The organism is Microcoleus sp. AR_TQ3_B6 (assembly GCF_036702785.1).
GTDB lineage: Bacteria > Cyanobacteriota > Cyanobacteriia > Cyanobacteriales > Microcoleaceae > Microcoleus.
The window spans coordinates 77432-98767 of the sequence record NZ_JAUBVJ010000005.1 but is presented as its reverse complement, the minus strand read 5'-3'; the positions used below and the strand labels follow the sequence as shown (position 1 = coordinate 98767).

Below are 21336 nucleotides of genomic sequence, written 5' to 3'. Positions count from 1 at the left end.
CGCCTCGCAAGGTGTCGTTGCTATCTAAGCCAACTAAAGTGTCATTGCCTTCTAAGCCTGAGATGTTGTCATCACCGATAGTGCCTGTGAGGTTATCATTGCCTGCTGTTCCGGTGATGGGATTGGTTCCTGGTGCTGAAGTCGCCTCTGGTAAATTAGCAGCCAGAATCTGGCTACCAGAGAAGTTGCCCACTGTTTCGATAAACCCAGCACCTTCGACAGTCGCCGATGCACCGAAAAAGTCCGAAATTACAATGTCATCGGCTGCCCTGACGATGCCGTCTTTGTTGATGTCAATCGCTAAACTCGTGCCTTGTCGGGCCAAGCCTGTATTTCCCGAGGACAGCGACAGCGACAGCGTAGGGCTGGTACTGAGATCGTTGCTAAAATCAACAAAGTCTAAGCGATCGATGCCACCTGTATCCTGAATTTGAACTTGATTCTGCCCGTTATTTTGCATTAAATAGCGATCGTTACCTGCACCGCCTCGCACCACATTCCCACTGCCAAATCCGGCACTGAGGGTATCATCGCCGGCACCACCTTCTATCATGCTGTTACCACCACCACTGAGAAAGTCATTGCCCGCACCGCCATCCAAGGTGCTAATCCCAAAGCTTTGCAGGGTGTCATCTCCATCGCCACCGGTCAGGCTACCAGTTGCATCTAGAAAGTCATTGCCGACACCCCCATCTAGCGTGTCAGTGCCAATGTCGCCAATCAGGGAGTCATTGCCCCCACCCCCACTGAGGCTGTCGTTTCCTGCACCGCCTCGCAAGGTGTCGTTGCTATCTAAGCCAACTAAAGTGTCATTGCCTTCTAAGCCTGAGATGTTGTCATCACCGGCAGTGCCTGTGAGATTGTCATTTGAGGATGTACCAGTCAATACTGCCAATGTTTTTTACTGATGAGTGTAAACAGGCAAGGGCGATTTTTACATCAGCACCAAGCCTTAATTAACTATCAGGCCTTCTTCCGCAAAATTATGCAAATTTTCCACAAAACTTTTTTAGAGAAATTTTGTTTTATTGGCAACTAAAAATGCTATGATTACCATCTCAAAACATCTGGAATTTAAAACCGATCGTACTACGCATCAAAACTCAAGAAACCGGGTTTTTTGCCCGTTTGTGTGGGCTGTAACGCGTCTTCTGGGCCAAAAAAAACGGTTTCTGGGTTCCCATGCGTCAGTCATATTTAATCCTAAATGAGGTAATAAGCTGTTGCGGCATTTAAATTGTATGTCAAAAAACAATCAAACTATTGTGGGGTGTCCCGCCCGCCGAGAATATGCAATTTAAATGCGCCACAGCTTATACTTACTAAAATTGATTTCGATCGCCCAATTATCTACAACCGAATCGATCGCCCTTCCCCTCTTTTCTTCCCCCGCATCCGATTAAAAATCCAGATTTGCAAACCATCCATGTAAGTAAAAATCACCGGAATCACCACCAGAGTCAGCAGCGTAGAAGTCATCAAACCGCCAATTACCGCCATCGCCATCGGGCTGCGAGTTTGCGAACCGGCGCCAATTCCCAGAGCAATTGGCACCATCCCAGCGATCATCGCGATCGTCGTCATCAAAATCGGCCGCAACCGCGCCACCCCCGAATCCAGCGTCGCCTCATACATCGGCTTACCTTCCTGCTGATTCATAATCGCGTAATCCACCAGCAAAATCGAATTTTTCGTCACAATTCCCATCAGCAAAACCACACCAATCAAAGCGTACAGCCCGAGAGACTTTTGTCCCACCAAAAGTCCCAGCAGCGCCCCACCCAGAGACAAAGGCAAAGCCGCCATAATCGTCACCGGATGTAGAAAATTGGCAAACAGCAGCACCAAAACAGAATAAATAAACAGTACCGCCGTTCCCAGAGCCCCGGCAAAACCGCTGAACACATCCTGCATCACCTTCGCATCTCCCGACGATTCCTGTTCAACGCCCGGAGGTAGAGGATTCATTGCAGGCAATTTCTTCACCGCAGCGGAAGCTTCTCCCAAAGTCGTACCCTGCAACAAATTCCCCTCTACAGATACTTGACGAGCTCTGTCGTAGCGATCGATCTGAGAAGGTCCGCTGCCCAAAGCAATATCCGCCACCGCCCTCAACGGCACCAAAGTATTATTTTTCGCCGGTACTTGCAGATTCTTAATCGTTTCGATATCGCTGCGAAACTGTGGCACCAACATTACATGAATCGGAATTTGTCTGTCCGGCAAATCAAATTTAGCAAGATTCGAGTCAATATCACCAATCGTTGCCAGAGATGCAGTTCGAGCAATTTGCTGCACCGATACACCTTGATCCGCCGCCCGATTCGGATCGGGTTTCACCAAAATCTCCGGCTTCACCAAACTCGCGCTAGACTGTACCTCAATCAGTCCCGGAAGTTGCCTCATTTGTTGCGTGAGACTTTCAGCAGTTTTAGTTAAAGCCTCGGCATTTTCGCTTTTTAGGACGATCGACATTTGCTTTTTACCGCCCACACGCCCTTGAGCAAAACTCAGCCGCACACCGGGAACATCCCGCAATTTCGGCCGCATTTCCTCCTCAAAACGCTGTTGTCCGATCCGCTTGTCGGCGGGTTTCAATTTCACGTAAAGACTGGCTGTATTCACCCCGCTAGCGCCCCCGCCGCCCGAACCTGGGCCCCCCGATACTGTCGGAGCACCTTCAGTCTCCAAAACGCTCTCTACGGCTGGATGAGCCAGCAACAATTGAGTTGCTTGCTGCACTGCTGAATCTGTCTGCTGCAAAGTAGAACCCGGAGGCAATTCAATAGAGACAGTCGAAAGTCCCGTATCATCGCGATCGATAAAACCTGTCGGAATGTAAGGTATTAATTGAACGCTGCCGAAAAACAAAGCTACCGCTAAAATTAGGACGATCGCCCGATGCTTCAGCGCCCAAGTCAAAAGTCGGCGGTACTGATAAGAAAGTTGGTCTTTTTTGAGTTCCTGATGGTGTCCTTTATCCTTAAACAAATAAGCCGCCATCATCGGAGTTACAGTTCGAGCTACCAACAGCGAAAATAACACCGATGCCGAAACAGTCACCCCAAAAGGTCGAAAAAACTGACCGGGGATTCCCGGCATAAAAGCCACCGGCGCAAACACCGCAACAATCGTCATCGTAGTAGCAACAACAGCCAAACCAATTTCAGCAGAAGCATCCAAAGAAGCCTGATAGGGAGTTTTCCCCATCCCGACGTGCCGTTCAATATTCTCAATTTCGACGATCGCATCATCTACTAATATGCCCACCACCAGCGACAGCGCCAACAAAGTCATACCGTTGAGGGTGTAGCCCAAAAGCCGGAGCACAGCAAAAGTAGGAATTGCCGAAAGCGGTAAGGCAACAGAAGCAATTAAAGTTGCCCGCCAATCCCGCAAAAAGATTAAAATAGTTATTATCGCTAAAGCCGCCCCCAAAATCAAAGCATCTATAGAAGCTTCATAAGAATCTCGGATGTGGTCAGCCAAAGTATAAATAAGTTCCAGCTTCACATCAGGCGGCAAAGTTTTTTCCAGTTTTTTAACAGTTTCCCGCACCGCTTCTTCCACAGTTACCAGAGTGCTGCCGGTACTGCGGAGAATAGAAAAAGCCACCACAGGTTTGTTGTTAAGTCGCGCCGCCTGACGAGCTTCTGCATAGCCTTCAGCAACTTCTCCCAAACTCGAAAGCGGCACAAAACCGCCTTTAGGCAAAGTAATTTGATAAGCTTTCAACTGTTCAATAGTTTTAGCACTGCCGAGGGTACGGACTGTTTGCTCGGAATTGCCAATTTCAGTTCTGCCGCCCGGTAAATTGATATTAAAATTACGAATTTGGTCATTAACTTGAGTAGCTGTAATACCGAGACTTTGCAGTTGTTCCGGGTTTAAATCCACTCGAATATCCCTGTCTCTGCCTCCGATGCGCTGCACTTGAGCGACACCTTTGACAGAGAGGAGAGCGCGGCTAATATTTTGGTCAATTAATTCGCTTAACTCTTCTACAGTTTTGCGGTCCGAAACAACCGCGTAAGACATAATAGAACTGCCAGCAAATTCCACTCGCTTGACAACCGGGTCATTAATGTCTTGGGGCAAGCTTTGGCGGATTTGGGCGATCGCATTGCGGACATCATTAGTAGCGCGATCGCTATTTGTGCCCAATAAAAAGTTAACTGTAGTATTAGAAGAACCATCATTAACTGTAGAGATAATGTGGTCAATATTGCCCAAACCCGCCACAGCATCTTCTACTTTTTTCGTGACTTGAGATTCAAGTTCTGCTGGATCTGCCCCCGGTTGGCTAACAGATATCGAAACAGAAGGCACATCAATATTAGGCGAATCATCAATACCTAAAAGCGGAAATGATAGTAAACCCCCTATTGTCAGAACCAAGAATAAAACAATCGTGGGGACAGGCTGTTTGATCGACCAAGCCGAAATATTAAAAGACATAATTTCGCATAAGGAATTAGCAATTACTTATCTGCGTTCATCGGCGTTTATCTGCCTTAATCTGCGGTTAAAAAAAGACACCAACCTCAAAACAACCCATAACCAATAACTATTTAACAACCTTAACCCGATCGCCATCCTTCAGATAACCTGCCCCAGCAATAACCACCCGGTCGCCCGCCTTCAAACCCTTTTTAACCTGAACCTTAGCAGCAGTCAAATCGCCCACAGCACCCCCAGAAATTTCCCCAACTTCCACCGGTTGAGCCTGCACCTTATCCTCACCCACAAGTTTGTAAACCATAGAACTGCCGTCAGATTGCGGCAAAATAGCTTTAGCGGGGACTTTCAAACCTTGAGCCGTTGCCGTCGAAACAGATGCGCGCAAAAACATACCCGATCGCAAAAACTCGCTTGGCGGCAAATCAATCTTCACCGTAGCTTGCCGATTTTGCGGGTCAACCAGCGGCGAAATATCTCGCACAGTTCCTGACAACTTAATCCGCTTGTCAGAATCCGAAGTAATCTGCACCGCTGTTCCCGGCCGCACTTGCGAAACCTGAGTTTCCGGCACTTTCAATTGTAGTTCCAGCTTGTTTCCCCGAATAATCGAAAATAGTTTTTGATTTCCCGAAGAAACATCTCCGACTCGAGCAATTCTTTCAGCAACAGTACCGCTATCAGGTGCTCGAACAATAGTTTGTTCTAGTTGAGTTTGTAACTGTTTGACTTGTGCAGCATTACTGCGGACACTTGCTGCATTATTTCCGACATTTGCTCTGGCACTGCTGACACTCGCTCCGGCCGTATTCACTTTAGCGCGAGCGCTGCTGAGGGCCGCTCTAGCCGTACTGATATTAGCTTCAGCAGTAGCTACTTTAGCAAGAGCCGATCGCACTTCTTCCGCTGCTTTATTCTGTTCTTCCAAAGCTGTATTCAAATCAGCTTTAGCTTTGTTCAAGTCTTGAACAGCAGTCTGGCGTTCCGTCTTGCGTCTTTCCAAATCTTGCTGGCTAATTACTCCCTGAGAGGTTAAATCTTGGGTGCGATTTACTTCTCTTTGAGCTTGATCTAATTTAGCCTGGGCCGAGGCAATGCCGGCTTTAGCTTGAGTGACACCAGCTTTAGCTTGCTCCACACCGGCCCTAGCCTGGCCGACTGCTGTTTTGGCTTGCGCTGCGTCAGCGATGGCTTTTTCAACGCCAGCTTGGGCTTGAGCGACGCCGGCTTGGGCTTCTTGTTGGGTAGACTGAGCTTGCTGCACCTGAGCTTGGGCTTGTTCTACCGTAGAATTAGCAGATTGTACTCCAGCAACCGCTTCGGCAATTTGCTGTCGCAGCACCGAATCGTCCAAAACCGCCATCGTCTGGCCTTTTTCTACAGCATCCCCTTCCTTGACCAAAACCTGCTTGATTTGCAAACCGTTGGCCTGTGGCAACACCGGCAGCAAGTCGTAGGCCACCACGGTGCCCGTCGCTTCCAGAGTTTCACCCACCTGGGCAGATTCCACAGGCGCCACTGTCACAGTCTGAGCCGTCGCCTGCACAGTTGCCGATGGCATGGGAACTGCAGGACGCGCATTCTGCTTGCCCCCAGTCAACTGTACTGCTAGCAGCGTTGCAGCCACGCCAATGCCTGCGCCCGCCAACATGGTAGGCCACCTGAGTCCTTTGCTGGGCGAAGCTTCTGGCTCTTCTAGTTCCAAAACTTCAGATTGTTCCTCCTCCATTTCTGGAACTTCTAGGGCAACTTCTGGTTCATCTTCCTCAGTAGAGAATTGCCAGCGAGAGCGGTCTGATACCCCACTTTCAGGCGCATTTTCTACTGAGTTCTTGTCGCGTCCGCTCTGCACGGGGGGAAGGGGTTTCTTTTCTTCCGCTTCTGAAAAAACTTGATTTGTCACGGTAGTTCCTCTCGCCGGTATTAACCTTTGGGTTTTTTATATTGTAAAGAAAGATTACGATAGTATCTGATTCATTTTAGCCAACGGCGCCAGCAGTTGCGCTTCCTCCTTTTGGGTGAGTGTGGCGCCGTTTTACCGCATTGCGGGCGATTTCGATCGAAGTTTGTTCGATCGACATTTAATTCGATCTGCCTCCGGGGCATACTGAATATTAGCGTCATTCCCGATCGTGGGGTCGATCGGACTGGCATAGTCTGTCAGGCGGCGGTTTTGCCCTCACCAACTCATCAATGTTGAGAGAATTCTGTCTAATCTTGAACTGATTGTTGCTAATCTATACTCTAATGTGTTTATTCTAGAATACTGCAGATCGGCTCAGGAAGTTGTATCAATTTAATTGACAAAAATCACAATGAATAGTGTCTTTTCTCCCGTCCAACAGTTTCTAATTACTTGGTTGCTAGTGCTAGTGACGGGATGGTTTACCCTGACTGCTATCAGTTATGTTGGAGAACTGGTCAGCATTTTAGTAACAGCGGGACTCATTGCATTTTTATTAAATTATGCAGTAGCAAGACTGCAAGTATTTTTGCCGCGGGGAGTAGCTGCGGGATTGGTTTATTTAACAGCAGGTGTGATAGTCGTCGTAATCGGTTTAACTATTGTGCCGCCGCTGTTGGGCCAAGCGAGCCAGTTGGGGGTGAGGTTCCCGGAATTGCTGGAGTCGGGGCGGCAGCAGCTAAGTGAATTTCAAGCCTGGAGTGCCGAGCGCAATTTACCCTTTGACGTGCAAATATTGGAGCAGCAACTGTCAGCTAGAGTCCAGGGACAAGTCCAGGCGATCGCCGGTACCGGTTTAGGCTTAGTTGTAGGTACTGTTAACTGGTTTTTGGACTTAATTTTTATTGTGGTTATTTCCTTTTATATGCTCCTAGACGGGCAAAGAGTGTGGCAGGGTTTGACCAGCATTTTTTCCCCAGAAATTCGCTATGTTTTAACAGAGACTTTGGAGCGAAACCTCCAGCGATTTGTCTCGGGACAGTTATTGCTGGGACTATTTATGGCCATCTCGCTAAGTCTGGCTTTTTGGTGGCTGCAAGTTCCGTTTTTTCTGTTGTTTGCCGTCTTTATAGGATTGACCGAAATAATTCCGTTTATCGGAGCCACCCTGGGAATTGGCACTGTTAGTATAATTGTAGCGTTTATTGATTGGTGGCTGGCGCTGCAAGTCTTGGTAGTGGCGATCGGTCTCCAGCAAATCAAGGATAATTTAGTAGCTCCCCGAATCATGGGCAATCTCACCGGATTGAGTCCGGTAATTATTTTCACAGCTTTGCTGTTAGGAGGCAGAGTGGGAGGGTTGTTAGGAGTTATCCTGGCAATTCCGCTAACTGGGGTAGTAAAAAGTATAGTAGAAATTGTACTCAATCCCAAACTGCCGCCGCAAACAGGCTCGTTTTTCTACAATCCTTTTAGCGGCGAGGAATTGGGAAAAGTCGCAGATAATGAAAGTAGAATAATTTTGGTTGCCGATGAACAAAAATAGTCTAATGTTTGTAGTAAAGACTTCTGTTCTGAAAAAGTTTATTAGTTAGGACTGAGGCAAACTGGCACACTCTAATCGACTTTTATGGTGCTCTACTACTTTGATTGTGAACGGATTATCAAGGGTGTAGAATCAGACTCACATCTTATATCAAATCCCTTAGCATCGGAACAGTAAATTCGAGTTGACTGTCAACAGTCAACAGTCAACAGTCAACATCATTCCGGTATAACCGGAAAGGATATTACACCATTCTCGTTTAACAAGCCTTTCGGGCCTGTTCCACAAAGAATGAATTTCTTGTGGGGAGTAGGGTTTTGGCAGGAGAACCCGCCCATAAAAGCCTTATTGAGAATGGTGCAACATCTCAGATATGACCCACCTTACTAATTGTGATACCCTTGCCTTAGTCCTGTTACTAAGGGATTCAGTCCTTGCTACTGATTCCATTAAGAAAGAACTTGCATTCCGATGCTGCGAACTTTAAGGACTTGCATCCCAATGCTGCGAACCCACTTAAAATCTCAAACCTAAAAACTTATGAAATGGTGGCAAAATCTTAGAAACAACCCTCTAGCTCGGTTGGGAGCAGTGCTGCTGTTAATTTTTTATACAGTCGCACTTTTAGCCGAATTTGTAGCGCCTTACGACCCCTACGACTCTCAATTAAACGGTTCATTGCTGCCGCCGACTCAGATTTATTTAAGCACCCAAGACGGGCGATTTATCGGGCCCCACGTTTATCCGACTACTCAGGGTCCAGTGGATGCGAATACGGGCGCTCGCGAGGTAATTGTAGACTGGCAAAAACCATCGGTTCTCGGTTTGTTTGTCAAAGGTTCTCCCTATAAATTTTTAGGAGTTTTGCCTTTTGACAGGCATCTTTTTGGCACTACCGGAGGAGGCAAAATTCACATTTTAGGCACCGACGAACAAGCGCGCGATCAATTCAGTCGCTTAGTACACGGCAGCAGAATTAGCCTCTGCATCGGTTTAGTAGGAATAGCAATTTCTTTCCCCTTGGGATTGTTAATCGGAGGAATATCTGGTTATTTCGGCAGTTGGATTGACAGTATTTTAATGCGTTTCGCCGAAGTATTGATGACGATTCCCGGTCTTTATTTATTAGTAGCCCTAGCAGCAGTGCTGCCCCCGGGACTGACAAGCGCTCAGCGATTTATATTGATTGTGCTGATTACTTCATTTATCAGTTGGGCGAGTTTGGCGCGCGTAATTCGCGGTCAGGTACTGTCAATTAAAGAGCTAGAATTCGTGCAAGCGGCGCGGGCAATGGGCGCTAATCCAATTTATATTATTGTCCGCCACGTGTTGCCCCAAACTGCAACTTACGTAATTATTTCTGCCACTTTGTCGGTTCCGGGTTTTATTGTGGCGGAGTCGGTTTTGAGTTTAATTGGGTTGGGAATTCAACAGCCCGATCCTTCTTGGGGAAATTTGCTATCTCTGTCTACTAATGCTTCAATTTTAGTGTTGCAGCCTTGGTTGGTTTGGCCTCCGGCAACACTGATTATTTTGACTGTTTTGGCGTTTAATTTATTGGGGGATGGGTTGCGGGATGCTCTCGATCCCAGAAGCATTCAAAGGAATTAAGGGGACTTAGACAGTTTCTAGCCCTTAAAGCGGCTGATATCACTTCCGGTTGCACGAGGGATATGATGGGGAGTAGGCCGTGGGGGAATGTGGAATTATTGACCTTGACTTTATCATTCCCATCCAACCGGAAACGATATGAAAACCACTGGGAGTAAATCAAAAACGGAACTATGTAAATGATTGTAAAGTAGGTAAATGCCCTATAGTGGCTGACTTAGCCTTGTTTATACCAGTTGCAGGGCTACAATTATCTTAAAGTAGAAACCTACAATTTACTGTAAACTTTTTTCAGTAATAATTATTCAAGTGCGCTCGTGAAATTAGAACTTGCCTTAGCTCAATATACTGATGCTCTCACTAACCTAAAATTGGCAAAGTCTGAGCCCTCAGAAATAGAAATTCTCCATATTTTAGTTGCTCGCGATGCGATCGAAGAAGCACTCAGCGAGAAAACCCAGCTTTCTGTGGAAAGTTTGGCTAAACTACTCGAATTGGACAACTTCCTGAAACAACAAGCTCATGCGATCGCCCGAGGAGCAAAATTGGTCCAATGGCGAGCTACATTTCACCCCTCCACAGAAGCTTGGTGGTGGTTTCTCGAACCCACCTCCGACGAGGAAGTTTCCGACTCACATCCCCTCGAGCCGTTGTTCAACGGGCTGACAATCGCTGGATTGACGACGGTAGCGGCTTATATGACAACCTTCGTTCAAATCTTTTCCACAGGAGGAATCACCTTCGCTGAGAGCTTTGGCCTGCTCGGACAAGGAGGATTACTTCTCACGGTAATCCACACCTTGCAGAATACAGGACAAGAAAAGATTAAAAACCTGCTCAAAAAACTCAATATTTCTCCCCAGTTTCAAAGTCAAGCAACCTTGGGAATTACCGCAATGTTATTGTTGGCTTCTGTGGGAGTCAATAACTCTTTGCCTCAGATAGCGGAAAGGTACTATCAAAACGGAGAAAAATTCTACAAAGACGGTGAGCTAGAAAAAGCCCAAGCGCAATACGAGCAAGCGGCCAAAATAGACCCCAATAATTCGGATTTTCAAATTGCCTTGGGAAAAATCTACGAATCTTTAGGTGATATAAAGGAAGCTAGCACGCATTATAAAGTAGCTTTAAAGCGAGGGGATCCCCACGCCTTTAATCATTTAGGTCGCGTTTATATTAGTAGCCAAAAGGATTGGGTTACCGCTGAAGCTTTACTGCGAATGGGATTACAACGGGTTAGTAAAGAAGAAGTTCAACTCAATTATGAATTGCATCAAAACTTGGGATGGCTACTGCTCAAACTAAAAAAGTACCCAGCCGCTGAAAAAGAACTCAAACAAGCAGTTTATCTCGACGAAAATTTTAAAGAAAAACAGCTCGATCAACACATGGCTTATTGCTTGCTAGAAGATGTTATGGAAGAGAAAAAAGATAAAAAAGAGCAAGTGCGCTGGAGAAAAATGTGTTTGGAGAAGGCTCGTCCCGAAACGATCGATCAGTATAAATGGTTGATTGAAACTAAAAAAGATCTCGCTGGTGATATAATTACGACGGGGGTGGTGAATTGACAATCTAAGCCAAGTACACATCCATGATGAGTAATATCATGTCCCCTCGAGCGACCGCGAATTTTGTAGGGTCCCCTGAGCCAACAATACCTGCGAATAAGTGACAATCTCAAAAACCCGCCCCGACCGGGATATTATGGTTAATCGATCGGACATGATATAAGATAAAAGTAAAAAATAATACCTCAAAAGAATGTTATTTTTACTTTTAGTTTCCCTACTTGATTGGAAGTCCCCCTTTTTTAGGGGAACTTCCGTTCTCAGGTGCGCCAGCATTCTTTTTTCATGAAATTGAGTGCTGCGGGTGTTATGCACTGTAATTTGGCGGATTAACAGGTAAGCGGATAGTAAAAGTAGAACCAACACCCTCCTGACTTTTTACTGAAATATTGCCGCCCATCATTAGGCAAAAACGCTGGCTAATTGCTAGTCCCAAACCGGTGCCGCCGTACTTGCGCGTGGTAGAAGCGTCTGCTTGGGTAAAGGGTTGGAAAATATGCTGCAACTGCTCTGGATTCATCCCAATTCCTGTATCGATACAATTAACAACTAAAAATTCTTTACTAGCAATTGAAGATTGAGAATCCGCTGCCGGTTCAGAAGTGTTTTCTTGTCTTGCTTCGCTGCTGGGACCCGCAATTTTTTCTCGGCGGGCGGTGAGGGTAATTGTACCGTTTTGAGTGAATTTGGCGGCATTGCTCAGCAAATTTAATAAAATCTGCTGCACTTTCGTAACGTCACCGTGCATGGTGCCGATATTGCTAATTTGGTGCAAGTTTAGAGTGTTGCCATTTTTCTCAATTAGCGGCGCGGCGGTGGATGCGACTTCTTCAATCAAGGTAGCGATGTCGAAGGTTTCAAAGTAAAGATCCATGCGACCGGCTTCGATTTTAGAAATGTCGAGAATGTCGTTAATTAGCGATAGCAAGTGTCTGCCGGAAGTGCGGATTTTGTCTAAATCTGGGAGGAGTTCATCGTAGCCCAATTCTTCGGTTTCTTCTTGGAGCATTTCGCTGTAGCCGATGATGGCATTCAGAGGTGTTCGCAGTTCGTGGCTCATGTTTGCCAAAAATGCGCTTTTTGCGGTGGAAGCGGCTTCGGCTGCTTCTAGGGCGAGTTGCAAGGCGGATTCAAAGACTTTGCGATCGCTAATATCCTCGACGCTGCCTTCATAGTAGAGTAGCTGGCCGTCGGCATCGCACACTGCACGCGCGCTTTCGGAAATCCAAATTACGCTGCCGTCAGCGCGGTAAACTTCTGACTCAAACCCCGAAACTTCTCCGAATTCTGCCATCACCTGCATAAACTTGTCGCGCCGCTGAGGATTGACATAAGCTTGCTGTCTGATGTTTGTGAGATTTGATGTCAATTCTTCGGGAGTGGCGTAGCCGTAGATGCGGGCTAAAGCTGGATTTACGCTCAAGAAGTGGCCTTCGGGGGTGGTTTGAAAAATGCCTTCGACTGCATTTTCAAAGATACTGCGGTATTTTTGTTCTGCTTGACGCAGAGCGATTTGTGTGCGCTCGCGCTCGCTGGCTTCTATGGCTAGGGACACTAAATCTGCCAGGGAAGCAGCAAAATTTTGTTCTTCTACTGTCCAGTTGCGAGGAGTTCCGACTTGTTCGATACAGATGACTCCGACTGTTTGTCCTCCCAGCCGCACCGGCGCATCTAAGGTAGAAAGAGTGCCAGCTTGTGCAAAGTAAGATTCGGCAAATTCTCTAGTTCTGATATCTGATATAGCGTCGTCGGCGGAGATCGTCCGGTATTCTTCCAAAGCTCTAAAATAATCTGGATAGTCGGCGGCTGCGATTTCGGCGCCTTGGGAATGCTGCTGGTTGCTGTGCCTAAATTGGTCGAGACATTTCAGTTTCGATCGAGTCTCATCATATAGCCACGCGCCAGCTTTTTCTGTCTGTAGGGTATGAGCAGCCGCTTCGGTGATTTCCCTCAAAGCTGCTTGCAAATCGCCTCGATACAGCGCTTTATTTCTTGCCAATTTTACCAAAACCGTATTTTGTTTGAGCAATTGTTTTTGCCTTTGGCGCCGCACCGATTCGGCTCGCTTCTGTTCGGTAATGTCGTGGGCTACCCAAATGACGGATTCTTCTGAAAGCGGCGAAATGCTGGCGGCAAAACAAACTTCGCGGTCGTCAATGGTTAAATCGTACTCGATCCTGACAGTTTGCTGAGTATCTAAAGCTGCTCGGATGTGGTTGAGAAAATTGTCGGCTGTAGCTTGGGGAAACAGCTCTCCGACTGTTTTGCCAATTAATTCTTCGGCTGGTTTGTAGAGCAGGGAAAAATTTGTGGGCGCGATTTTTAAGTGGCGGCCGCTGGCGTCCACAACTAAAATTAATTCGTTCATGGCTGCAAACAAAGCCCGCAATTCTGCTTCGGCGGCTTCGAGTTCGGCAGTCCGCTCTGCTACTCGCTGTTCTAAACTCGAGTTGGTTTGTTCTAGGGCAACAAAAGACGATCGCAATTGTTTGGCCATTTGATTGAAAGACTGAGCTAGGAGGCCGAGTTCTTTGACGCCTTTGACTTCGACTTCGCCGTCTAATTCCTTTGAGGTGAAGTCGGATGATTCGGACATTTTTGTTAAAGCTTTGGAAGCTTCCAGCAATCGGGTAATCGGTTTGACAACCCAGCGAGTGGTGAAAATTCCCAGTCCGATCGCCAGTATGAAGGCAAAAAAGCACAATAAGATAGTTGTGCGAGTGTTGGCGTTAATTTGCTCTATAAAGTCGGCTTCCGGGATGGCGACTACAATCAGCCAATCGAGGCCGCGGCCGTCTTGCAGGGGAGCAACCGTAACGAATTGACGTCTGCCGTCTATATCGAAGGTAAACTGTCCTTGCCTGTCAATTTGTTCAAAACTACCAAATCGTTTTTGCAAGTATAGAGAGGCCGATCGAATTAGCAAATTTTGGCTGCTAGTCGCCAACAGCCGTTTTTGTCCGTCTTTGTCAGTGATAAAGGGCAGTTCGTCTGTGGAACTGGCGACTATTTCTCCGCTGCGTTCGATGGCGAAAACTTGTCCCGACCGGCTAATTTTGATGCTTTTGAGAAAATCGCTAATTTGAGAAAGAGTCAAGTCAATTGCCAGTACCCCCCGCAGGTTTCCTGTTTGATTATAAATTGGCATCACCGGCGTAATCCCCAGCACTGGCGAGGCCGTGAAGACGTAGATGGGAGACCAAGTGCCTTTTCCTGCCTGTTTGGCAGTTTTATACCACGGTCTTGTACGGGGGTCATAGGCGGCGGTTTGGACGAGATCAGTGCGATTTCCTTGGCTGTCCAGGCGATAAATTTGGCGGTTGGGAGCCGTTGATTCGTCTCTGATGTATACTAAGTTTTCTGCTTCTCTTTTGAGCAAAAGGAATTTGCCCTGTTCGTCGCCGTAGTAGATGGTTGTAATTCGATCGCTCAGCTTGGTCTGGTTCCACAAATAGCGCTCTAAGTTGGGGAAGTCTTCCGGGTCTACGTTTCCAGTGGCGATCGCAGCCGTATTCATTTGCAGAAACAGGTGAGACACATCCCCAAAACTGCGGAAATTTTCTTTAGTCCTCGCTGCGACTTCCAAGCTTAACCTCGTAGCAAGGTCATTGACGGCTTTCTGCCCGTTGCGAAACGACAGCCATCCAGTCACGCCGACTGCTACGGAGATTTGCACCACCAGCGGTATCAACAAAACAAGGCTCAGCGACATCTTGGGCGAGCTTTTCATCACACAACTGCTCAGACTTTTCAATAACATCAATATTCTGACACCTACCGGGTTTGCGTATCCTTTGTCGTTTATCGTTTAAAACATACCCTAGATAGTAAGTTACTTTCGTTGTACAGCAATAGTGAAGTGCGGTGACCGGCCGCTCAAAAGTTAGCTGAGGTTTCCACGGCTACTGTAAAAACTTGTAATATTAATCATGCCACTACTTGCCTAAATGTGGCGAGCGGTCTGAGAACTCGCGGTCAAAAAGTCACACCAGGTTAGAAAAAATGCAACTGTAGCCCGGTGAACCCAACCCTGCTTGTCATCAGTCATTCCCAATTATTCAATTCTTTAATCTAAAATTAACAATCTAAAATCTAAAAAGGTATGACTTCCTCCCGGTGCAGATGGTCCACCTTACCCCTACTTAATAAAAATTAGATTTTAAATTTTTCTACAGTGCGATGACAAATGTAAATTAGGTGACACTCCCCTGTGGGAAAATTTGCTATTAATAAAATAAGCGGGCCAAATCCCGAGCGATCGCTCCTAGGATAATTGAAGCATCTGCCGTTCATCGAAGGCAGCAAAGTAAAGCGTTTTTCGCTTTTTTGGACGATGGCTTACGCCACGCTACGCTACTACCTTTTGGCAAAATAATACTTCTGGAGGATGACATGAACTATACATTTGAAATCCTGGGCGTATCTCCAACTTTAACTTTTTTTAACCAGCAGCAAGAATTGCTGCAACAAAAGCAGCAGTCGGGTGTAGAATACTTGGCAAACCGGAAGTGTACTCTGGATGCGTTTGTGGCATCGGTGGAGACAGTTTCTGGCGATCGCGGCTGGGATGTCGATCGAGTTGTAGACACCGTGATTAGTTTCTGGATGAACAACTCGGATAGCATCCAGTATTGGAAGCACAGGCTGCAGGATGCCGGCAGCGAAAACTTGTTAGTAGCGAGAGTAGGCGATATCAAGTCTTTGCAAGCTGCATTTGAATCGCTGCTGGGCGAATAGAAAAATCGCCAATTGCGAAAAAGTCGATCGACTTTTTCGCAAAAATCAACTCAACAGTCTATTATTCATTCCCAATTCCCCTGATTCTCGACACAGAAGTCGCAGATATACAATATCTGTTTCTTCCAGCTTCTACCTTCCATCTGCCGGATGCCTTCAACATCTGACTAATGACTAAAGACTTCGCAATTGGCAATTCCCAAATATTATGTCTCGTTCCAAAGCCCTACAATCTTATATTTTTGTCCGCTTGCTCCTAGCACCGCTAATGTTGTGGACAATCACCACAGCAGTATTTTTGTTGCTGCGGGCGACTCCGGGCGACCCCATAGATGCCATTCTCGGCTCGCGAGCACCAGCCGCGGCAAAAGCAGCAATGCGAACCCAACTCGGCCTCGACGCACCCCTGTGGGAGCAATATCTCAAATACATGAAAGACTTATTCAGTCTGGACTTGGGAACCTCAATCACCACTCGCGGACAAACCGTGTGGCAAATTATCGGAGATTATTTCCCCGCTACAGTGGAATTAGCAGTTTGTAGCATGGCCGTAGCTTTAATTGTCGGCATCAGTATCGGTTCCCTGGCAGCATCCCGCCCCAACACTATTTTCGATACAGCAGGCCGTTTGTTTGGCATTATCACTTACTCGCTGCCGGCTTTTTGGGCCGGCATGGTTTTGCAATTAATTTTCGCGGTGCAGTTGGGGTGGTTTCCCTTGGGAACTCGCTTTCCCGTGACATTCCCCGCCCCCGAAGGCTACACAGGACTATACACTGTTGACAGTCTCCTGAGCGCTAACCCCGGTCAGTTTCTCACAGCTTTGCATTATTTGGCCCTTCCGAGTTTGACCCTGGGCATTCTTTTGAGCGGCATTTTCGAGCGCATTGTCAGGGTGAATCTCAAGCAAACTTTGCAAGCAGATTATGTCGAAGCAGCTAGAGCTAGAGGCATTCCCGAATTGCAGATTTTATGGGCTCACGCTCTGAAAAATGCGCTAATTCCGGTGATTACTGTCTTAGGATTGACTTTTGCTGCACTGTTGGGCGGTGCTATTTTAACAGAGGTTACTTTTTCTTGGCCGGGGTTGGCAAATCGCCTTTACGAAGCGATTAGCTTGCGGGATTATCCAACTGTTCAAGGTATTGTGGTGTTTTTTGCGGGAATTGTCGTAATTGCCAGCATTGTAATTGATATTTTGAATGCTTACATTGACCCGCGAATTCGGTACTAAAAATATCAAGGAAGAAGGAAAAAGGAAGAAGGGGAACGGATGCGCGAGAGTTCCACTCTCGGCTTTTTCAATCTGTACTTTCTGCATTCGCTTTTCGGTTGCAGCCAGCGGCGGTCCTTTCCGAAGTAGTTGTCAAAAATATCGGCTTTTAGAGTGACGACACTTGGCAATTTATGGGCAATACTAGAGAAAATAAAATTCAACATTTGAGGAAACGCTGATGAGATTATTGCGAACAATCGCCGCTCTATCGGCTGCGTTGACCCCACTGATGGCTGAAGCTGCCTTTAGCCGTCCCATGCCGGGAACAGCCGATTTTCCCACAGCCTCAAACCCCCGAGTAAATGTGCCTGTTTGCTTCATCGAAACCCCAAGCGGCACAACTTTTGATTTAGTCAGCTTGTGTGGCAGCAATGCTGAGCCCCAAAAAACTGCTCCGGCTGCGGGCAACCCCGCCAATGCTCCTGCAAATAACCCCAATGCGGGCGCTCCGGCTGCTGCCCCCAACCCTAACACCATCACCAGAGATGCTGCCGGCACCCCGATAACTACTCCTGCAGGCACGGCAAATCCCAACAATCCCAACAATGCCAATCCGGGAACTTCGCCCGCAGGTACTCCCAATAATGCCAATCCGGGAACTTCGCCCGCAGGTACTCCCAATAATGCCAATCCGGGAACTTCGCCCGCAGGTACTCCCAATAATGCCAATCCGGGAAGTTCACCGAGTACCAATCCCAATAACAGTGCGTCTCCCACGGGTGGAACTGCTGGCGACACCAACGGCGATTTAGTTCCCAATCCCAATCTTAATCTTCCGAGAGTGCCGCCGAGTTCCTTTAGCCCCGGAGGTGTTGCACCGACTAGAGATGCAATTGATGGTCCCCGCCGCTAATAGGCTTCGTGTCAGAAATTTTACAGAAACCGGGTTTCTCTGAAACGTTCTCTTTTTCAGGGATAGTTCACCCGCGAGAAAGCCGGAATATTTACTTGCCGGCTTAATATTGAGTTCAGGCGCGATCGGCATATTGTGTAGCAGAGTAGCTCAATAAAAGTTAAGCTAAGAACTTGTAGACGCTATCAGCCAAGCACTCTTTTAAAACTGGACAACCAGGTAGAAGCAGTCAAAGATAGCCAGCTTTAATCCGTAACAGGATGAGTTATCGGCAAAGGTTAAAGTTATTACCAGGCGGGTGCTCGCCAGCTCCAAGTTCTCAAGCTAAACCATTAAACAGGCATATTTTTGTTAAGCCAGTGTGGTTGGGAAAATACCGACTGATAACATTAGCGAGACAAAATTAACCCGATTATTCCGAGGCTGTTCACGAGCAAAATATTTGTTTTAGTAAATTGGAACAAAATTGCTCTAGACCCGATCGCACTTGAGGAGGACATCTAGTGTCAAACTTAGTTCAACGCTTAGAAATCACCGCTCATCCGCAACTGGAAAAATCCCTCGGCTATCGAGGAGATAGTCGCTGGGTAGCTTGGCGGTGGGAACCCGAAATCGACCAACTTATATCCAGCGACGGCAAAACAGTCGGGACTGGCAATAATATGGCTTGGCTGGTGTTTTTGCAGCACGATTTAGTCGATCCGGCGGTACAAAAGTACAACCTCGGCGAGGGCGATCGCTACTGGCTGCTTTTAGACACCGCAACTAGAAATCTCTACGTCGGCGAAGGGAAAACAGTTCAAAGTCTGCTCGAACAGCCGGAAAGTTTAGCTTTATTGGCTTGTCTCGATGGCGGCAATGCCGATCGGCAAACTGCGGAAACTTGGCAGCAAACCCTATCTCAACTAACAGCAACACCAGTTGTTAGCCACCTGAAAAATGCCCTGCCTTTCGGTATCGCCGCCGCTTTGATAGGTGCTTTAGGGGTCGGAACCGGATTGTGGGTAGTGCCGGCGGTGCAGCAGAAACTAGCCGAAAAAACAGCTTTTATTTCCCCAATCAGTCCTGCAGCCAACTGCGGGCTGGACGGTTCCGACGATTTTTCCGCTTATATCGGTTCCTCAAGCGGAAATAAAGAACTTCACTTAATAGGCGTGTACGAAGCTAATGCCGATCACGGGAACCGAAATTATTTATCTAAAAGTGCGTTAGCGAAGCCCTCGAAGAGGATCGAAATCAAAGTAGAACGCCGAAACAAGCCAATAATTCTCGCACTTTCAGCCTACGAACCGGTGCAATGGAACATTACCGCAGAACCGGGAGCCGTTATCGAAAAAATCATTGTTAACGGATACCACAAGCAAACTGTTTCAGGAGTTTCGGGAATTCCAATTGAAGAGCACAGCTACGAAGAAACCGGAAACTATATCGGCGACTTTATCTACAAGTGGGGTGCTACCGCTGAAAGTTCCAATACTTCTTCCCTCGTGACTAAACTAGAACAGATAAACCGCACAAGTTTAACTTCTTTTCAAGGATGCTACAGAGGTACGAGTTTTACGATTAAGTAAGACTTTCCACGTCTAGTTCGGTTATTACTCGATCGAGCGTTTTGTTTTGACTCCGATCTTTTTTTGGCTTCGGAGGGCGGGTTGCTAGTTCAGCCTCAACTTCATCCATTGTGAGTATAGGTAACTCAAATGCCTGTTTAAACGCTTCGATGTCTTGCAGTAAATCTTCAGCCGTTTCGCCTGTAGGCATCGCAGGCTCTTTCTGATAACCGATAAGCGTCTTGTCGCGTTCGTAATACACGATGCCGATACAATAACCGTCTGGATCGTGAAATAGGCGGTAAGTCCATAACATAGTCATTCCTCCTGTTGGCTACGAAAAAAAACAGTATTATTGGGTTTTTCACCAATCCGTTCGATCGCAACGACACGGACTTGTTCTTCCACGTTGTAATATACCCGACACACGCCGATACGCAATTCCCAATCGGCAATTTTTGTACCGTCATCTGGACAAGGTTTTCGATTCATTGTCATGACCAAGAATTTCAAAGGTGGTACCCGCCACGTGATTTATCCGTGGAATCAATCCAAAATCTAAAATCTAAAACCCTCAAGAAAGAGCATTTATCCGTGGGGTCAATCTAAAATCTAAAATCTAAAATCTAAAATCGATTGACGGTTGGCTCCTAGCTCAGGTTGGTTGTGATTCCGTCTACAATGATATTTCGCTCGCGTCTGTCGAACCACTTAAGATCGCCTTCGGCTTCTGATATCAATTCAATGGTGTACATTTTGAACTGTTATTTGACAAGCTTATGTAATGACTGTATCATAGGCTATTAACTTTAATTTTTGATTCCCGACAATAACTATGCTAACAAATTTAAGATGAAATACTGGTACGAAACCCTCGCAGTAGCCCAGCGAATTTTAATTGAATTGGGGAGGCGGCGACGCAGCTTAGTATTGTGGAGTATTTTTCCAGTTTCAATCTTGCTAATTAACGGTTTGATTTTAAAAGAACGCGCTAATCTCACCACAGCAAAAGCCTTTGAAACTGCTGCACCTGCAAGCTTAGTAGGAGCGGCTTTATTTTTTAGCTGTCTCGGTGGTAGCGTAGCAACGGTAGTAGCAGAGAGAGAACAGCATACCCTAAAACGCTTGTTTATTTCCCCGCTGAGCGGCACTTCCTACTTTTTAGGAATTTTTTTAGCTCACAGTTGCATCGGCATCGGTCAGGTAATTTTAGTATACACGATCGCCTCTTTTTTAGGAGCACAATTTCAAGGCTCTATTCTGTTAGGGTGTGCGATTATTCTGCTAAGTATTGTATCTTATGTAGGTGTAGGCTTTATTCTCGGCACCCAGTTTGCGAGGCGCACTGAAGATGTCAACTCGCTAGTAGCGGCTTTCGGCGTTCCTTTGTTAATTTTAGGAGGCGCATTTTTGCCAACTTCACTGTTTCCCAAAATTCTGCTGGATCTCGCCCAGTACAATCCAATTTATCACATGAACGAAGCGCTGATGGGCGTGTGGGCTGACGGCAAAGATTTGGCTGATATTTCGTCGCACTTCGGGTTTTTGTGTATTTTTGCTGTTTTAATGATAGGAGGCGGATGGCTGTCTTACCGGCGGATGCTGAGAGTAGAAAGAAGACTTTAATAAAAGTGACACAACTAATATTATTAGTAAGGTGTCCCCGAGCAACAATCCTCAACGATCGCCCTCTAAATCCGCCTGACGCACCCTACAAGCCGCTCGAGTGTGCGACTTACGCACCCGACAAGTAGTAAGGTGCGTCAGACAGAAAATTCTCAATCATCGCCCTGTAGCTTCGTCTGAGGCAGCCTACCATACACAACTGGCATAA

14 protein-coding genes are annotated in these 21336 nt (G+C 46.8%); 8 read left to right on the top strand and 6 right to left on the bottom strand.

The annotated features are described in order from the left end of the window. The 3 genes from QUB56_RS04370 to QUB56_RS04360 form a co-directional block, all read right to left on the bottom strand. On the bottom strand, positions 1-895 hold an 895-nt coding region (locus tag QUB56_RS04370), incomplete at its 3' end, for a calcium-binding protein (RefSeq protein ID WP_332953484.1). Positions 896-1350: 455 nt separating this feature from the next. Further along, on the bottom strand, positions 1351-4458 hold the full coding sequence (locus QUB56_RS04365) for an efflux RND transporter permease subunit (protein WP_332953482.1): 3108 nt from the start codon (positions 4456-4458) through the stop codon (positions 1351-1353). A gap of 109 nt (positions 4459-4567) precedes the next feature. Further along, the gene (locus tag QUB56_RS04360; protein ID WP_332953480.1) at positions 4568-6361 is read right to left on the bottom strand and encodes an efflux RND transporter periplasmic adaptor subunit; all 1794 of its coding nucleotides are present in this window, start codon (positions 6359-6361) and stop codon (positions 4568-4570) included. A gap of 412 nt (positions 6362-6773) precedes the next feature. On the opposite strand from QUB56_RS04360, the gene QUB56_RS04355 reads away from it, so the two are divergent. From QUB56_RS04355 to QUB56_RS04345, 3 genes are all read left to right on the top strand, one after another. Further along, positions 6774-7907, top strand: a complete 1134-nt coding sequence (locus QUB56_RS04355) for an AI-2E family transporter (RefSeq protein WP_332953479.1) — start codon at positions 6774-6776, stop codon at positions 7905-7907. A 540-nt stretch (positions 7908-8447) separates the two neighbouring features. Then, a complete protein-coding gene (locus QUB56_RS04350; RefSeq protein WP_332953478.1) occupies positions 8448-9518 on the top strand; it encodes an ABC transporter permease in 1071 nt (356 codons plus the stop codon). 317 nt (positions 9519-9835) lie between these two features. Further along, positions 9836-11086, top strand: coding sequence for a tetratricopeptide repeat protein (locus QUB56_RS04345; RefSeq protein WP_332953476.1), 1251 nt, complete (start codon positions 9836-9838; stop codon positions 11084-11086). A 307-nt stretch (positions 11087-11393) separates the two neighbouring features. Here QUB56_RS04345 and QUB56_RS04340 read toward each other — a convergent pair whose 3' ends face one another. After that, positions 11394-14816 carry a PAS domain S-box protein gene (locus QUB56_RS04340; protein ID WP_332953475.1) on the bottom strand — a complete coding sequence of 1141 codons (3423 nt, stop codon included), beginning with the start codon at positions 14814-14816 and terminating at the stop codon, positions 11394-11396. Between the two features lie 662 nt (positions 14817-15478). Between QUB56_RS04340 and QUB56_RS04335 the strand changes: the two genes are divergently transcribed. The 4 genes from QUB56_RS04335 (at position 15479) to QUB56_RS04320 (ending at position 19523) form a co-directional block, all read left to right on the top strand. Further along, positions 15479-15823: a hypothetical protein gene (locus QUB56_RS04335; RefSeq protein ID WP_332953473.1), complete on the top strand. Its 345-nt coding sequence runs from the start codon at positions 15479-15481 to the stop codon at positions 15821-15823. Between the two features lie 208 nt (positions 15824-16031). After that, positions 16032-17057 (top strand): ABC transporter permease, encoded by a 1026-nt coding sequence (locus QUB56_RS04330; protein WP_332953472.1) that lies wholly within the window; start codon positions 16032-16034, stop codon positions 17055-17057. 220 nt (positions 17058-17277) lie between these two features. Then, positions 17278-17952: a hypothetical protein gene (locus QUB56_RS04325; RefSeq protein WP_332953471.1), complete on the top strand. Its 675-nt coding sequence runs from the start codon at positions 17278-17280 to the stop codon at positions 17950-17952. 503 nt (positions 17953-18455) lie between these two features. After that, positions 18456-19523 carry a hypothetical protein gene (locus tag QUB56_RS04320; protein ID WP_332953470.1) on the top strand — a complete coding sequence of 356 codons (1068 nt, stop codon included), beginning with the start codon at positions 18456-18458 and terminating at the stop codon, positions 19521-19523. On the opposite strand, the gene QUB56_RS04315 is transcribed toward QUB56_RS04320, so the two are convergent. After that, entirely contained in the window at positions 19516-19818 is a 303-nt protein-coding gene (locus tag QUB56_RS04315) for a hypothetical protein (protein ID WP_332953469.1), read from the bottom strand. The genes QUB56_RS04320 and QUB56_RS04315 overlap by 8 nt on opposite strands. 2 nt (positions 19819-19820) lie before the next feature. Next, positions 19821-19994: a hypothetical protein gene (locus QUB56_RS04310; protein WP_332953467.1), complete on the bottom strand. Its 174-nt coding sequence runs from the start codon at positions 19992-19994 to the stop codon at positions 19821-19823. A 360-nt stretch (positions 19995-20354) separates the two neighbouring features. Between QUB56_RS04310 and QUB56_RS04305 the strand changes: the two genes are divergently transcribed. After that, positions 20355-21128, top strand: a complete 774-nt coding sequence (locus QUB56_RS04305) for an ABC transporter permease (RefSeq protein ID WP_332953465.1) — start codon at positions 20355-20357, stop codon at positions 21126-21128. The last annotated feature ends 208 nt before the right edge of the window (positions 21129-21336 follow it).

Coding starts and splice junctions, on each gene's coding strand:
- QUB56_RS04365 (WP_332953482.1), bottom strand. CDS start 4,458: ATGTCTTTTAATATTTCGGCTTGGTCGATCAAACAGCCTGTCCCCACG.
- QUB56_RS04305 (WP_332953465.1), top strand. CDS start 20,355: ATGAAATACTGGTACGAAACCCTCGCAGTAGCCCAGCGAATTTTAATT.
- QUB56_RS04350 (WP_332953478.1), top strand. CDS start 8,448: ATGAAATGGTGGCAAAATCTTAGAAACAACCCTCTAGCTCGGTTGGGA.
- QUB56_RS04340 (WP_332953475.1), bottom strand. CDS start 14,816: ATGAAAAGCTCGCCCAAGATGTCGCTGAGCCTTGTTTTGTTGATACCG.
- QUB56_RS04330 (WP_332953472.1), top strand. CDS start 16,032: ATGTCTCGTTCCAAAGCCCTACAATCTTATATTTTTGTCCGCTTGCTC.
- QUB56_RS04335 (WP_332953473.1), top strand. CDS start 15,479: ATGAACTATACATTTGAAATCCTGGGCGTATCTCCAACTTTAACTTTT.
- QUB56_RS04355 (WP_332953479.1), top strand. CDS start 6,774: ATGAATAGTGTCTTTTCTCCCGTCCAACAGTTTCTAATTACTTGGTTG.
- QUB56_RS04325 (WP_332953471.1), top strand. CDS start 17,278: ATGAGATTATTGCGAACAATCGCCGCTCTATCGGCTGCGTTGACCCCA.
- QUB56_RS04310 (WP_332953467.1), bottom strand. CDS start 19,994: ATGAATCGAAAACCTTGTCCAGATGACGGTACAAAAATTGCCGATTGG.
- QUB56_RS04315 (WP_332953469.1), bottom strand. CDS start 19,818: ATGTTATGGACTTACCGCCTATTTCACGATCCAGACGGTTATTGTATC.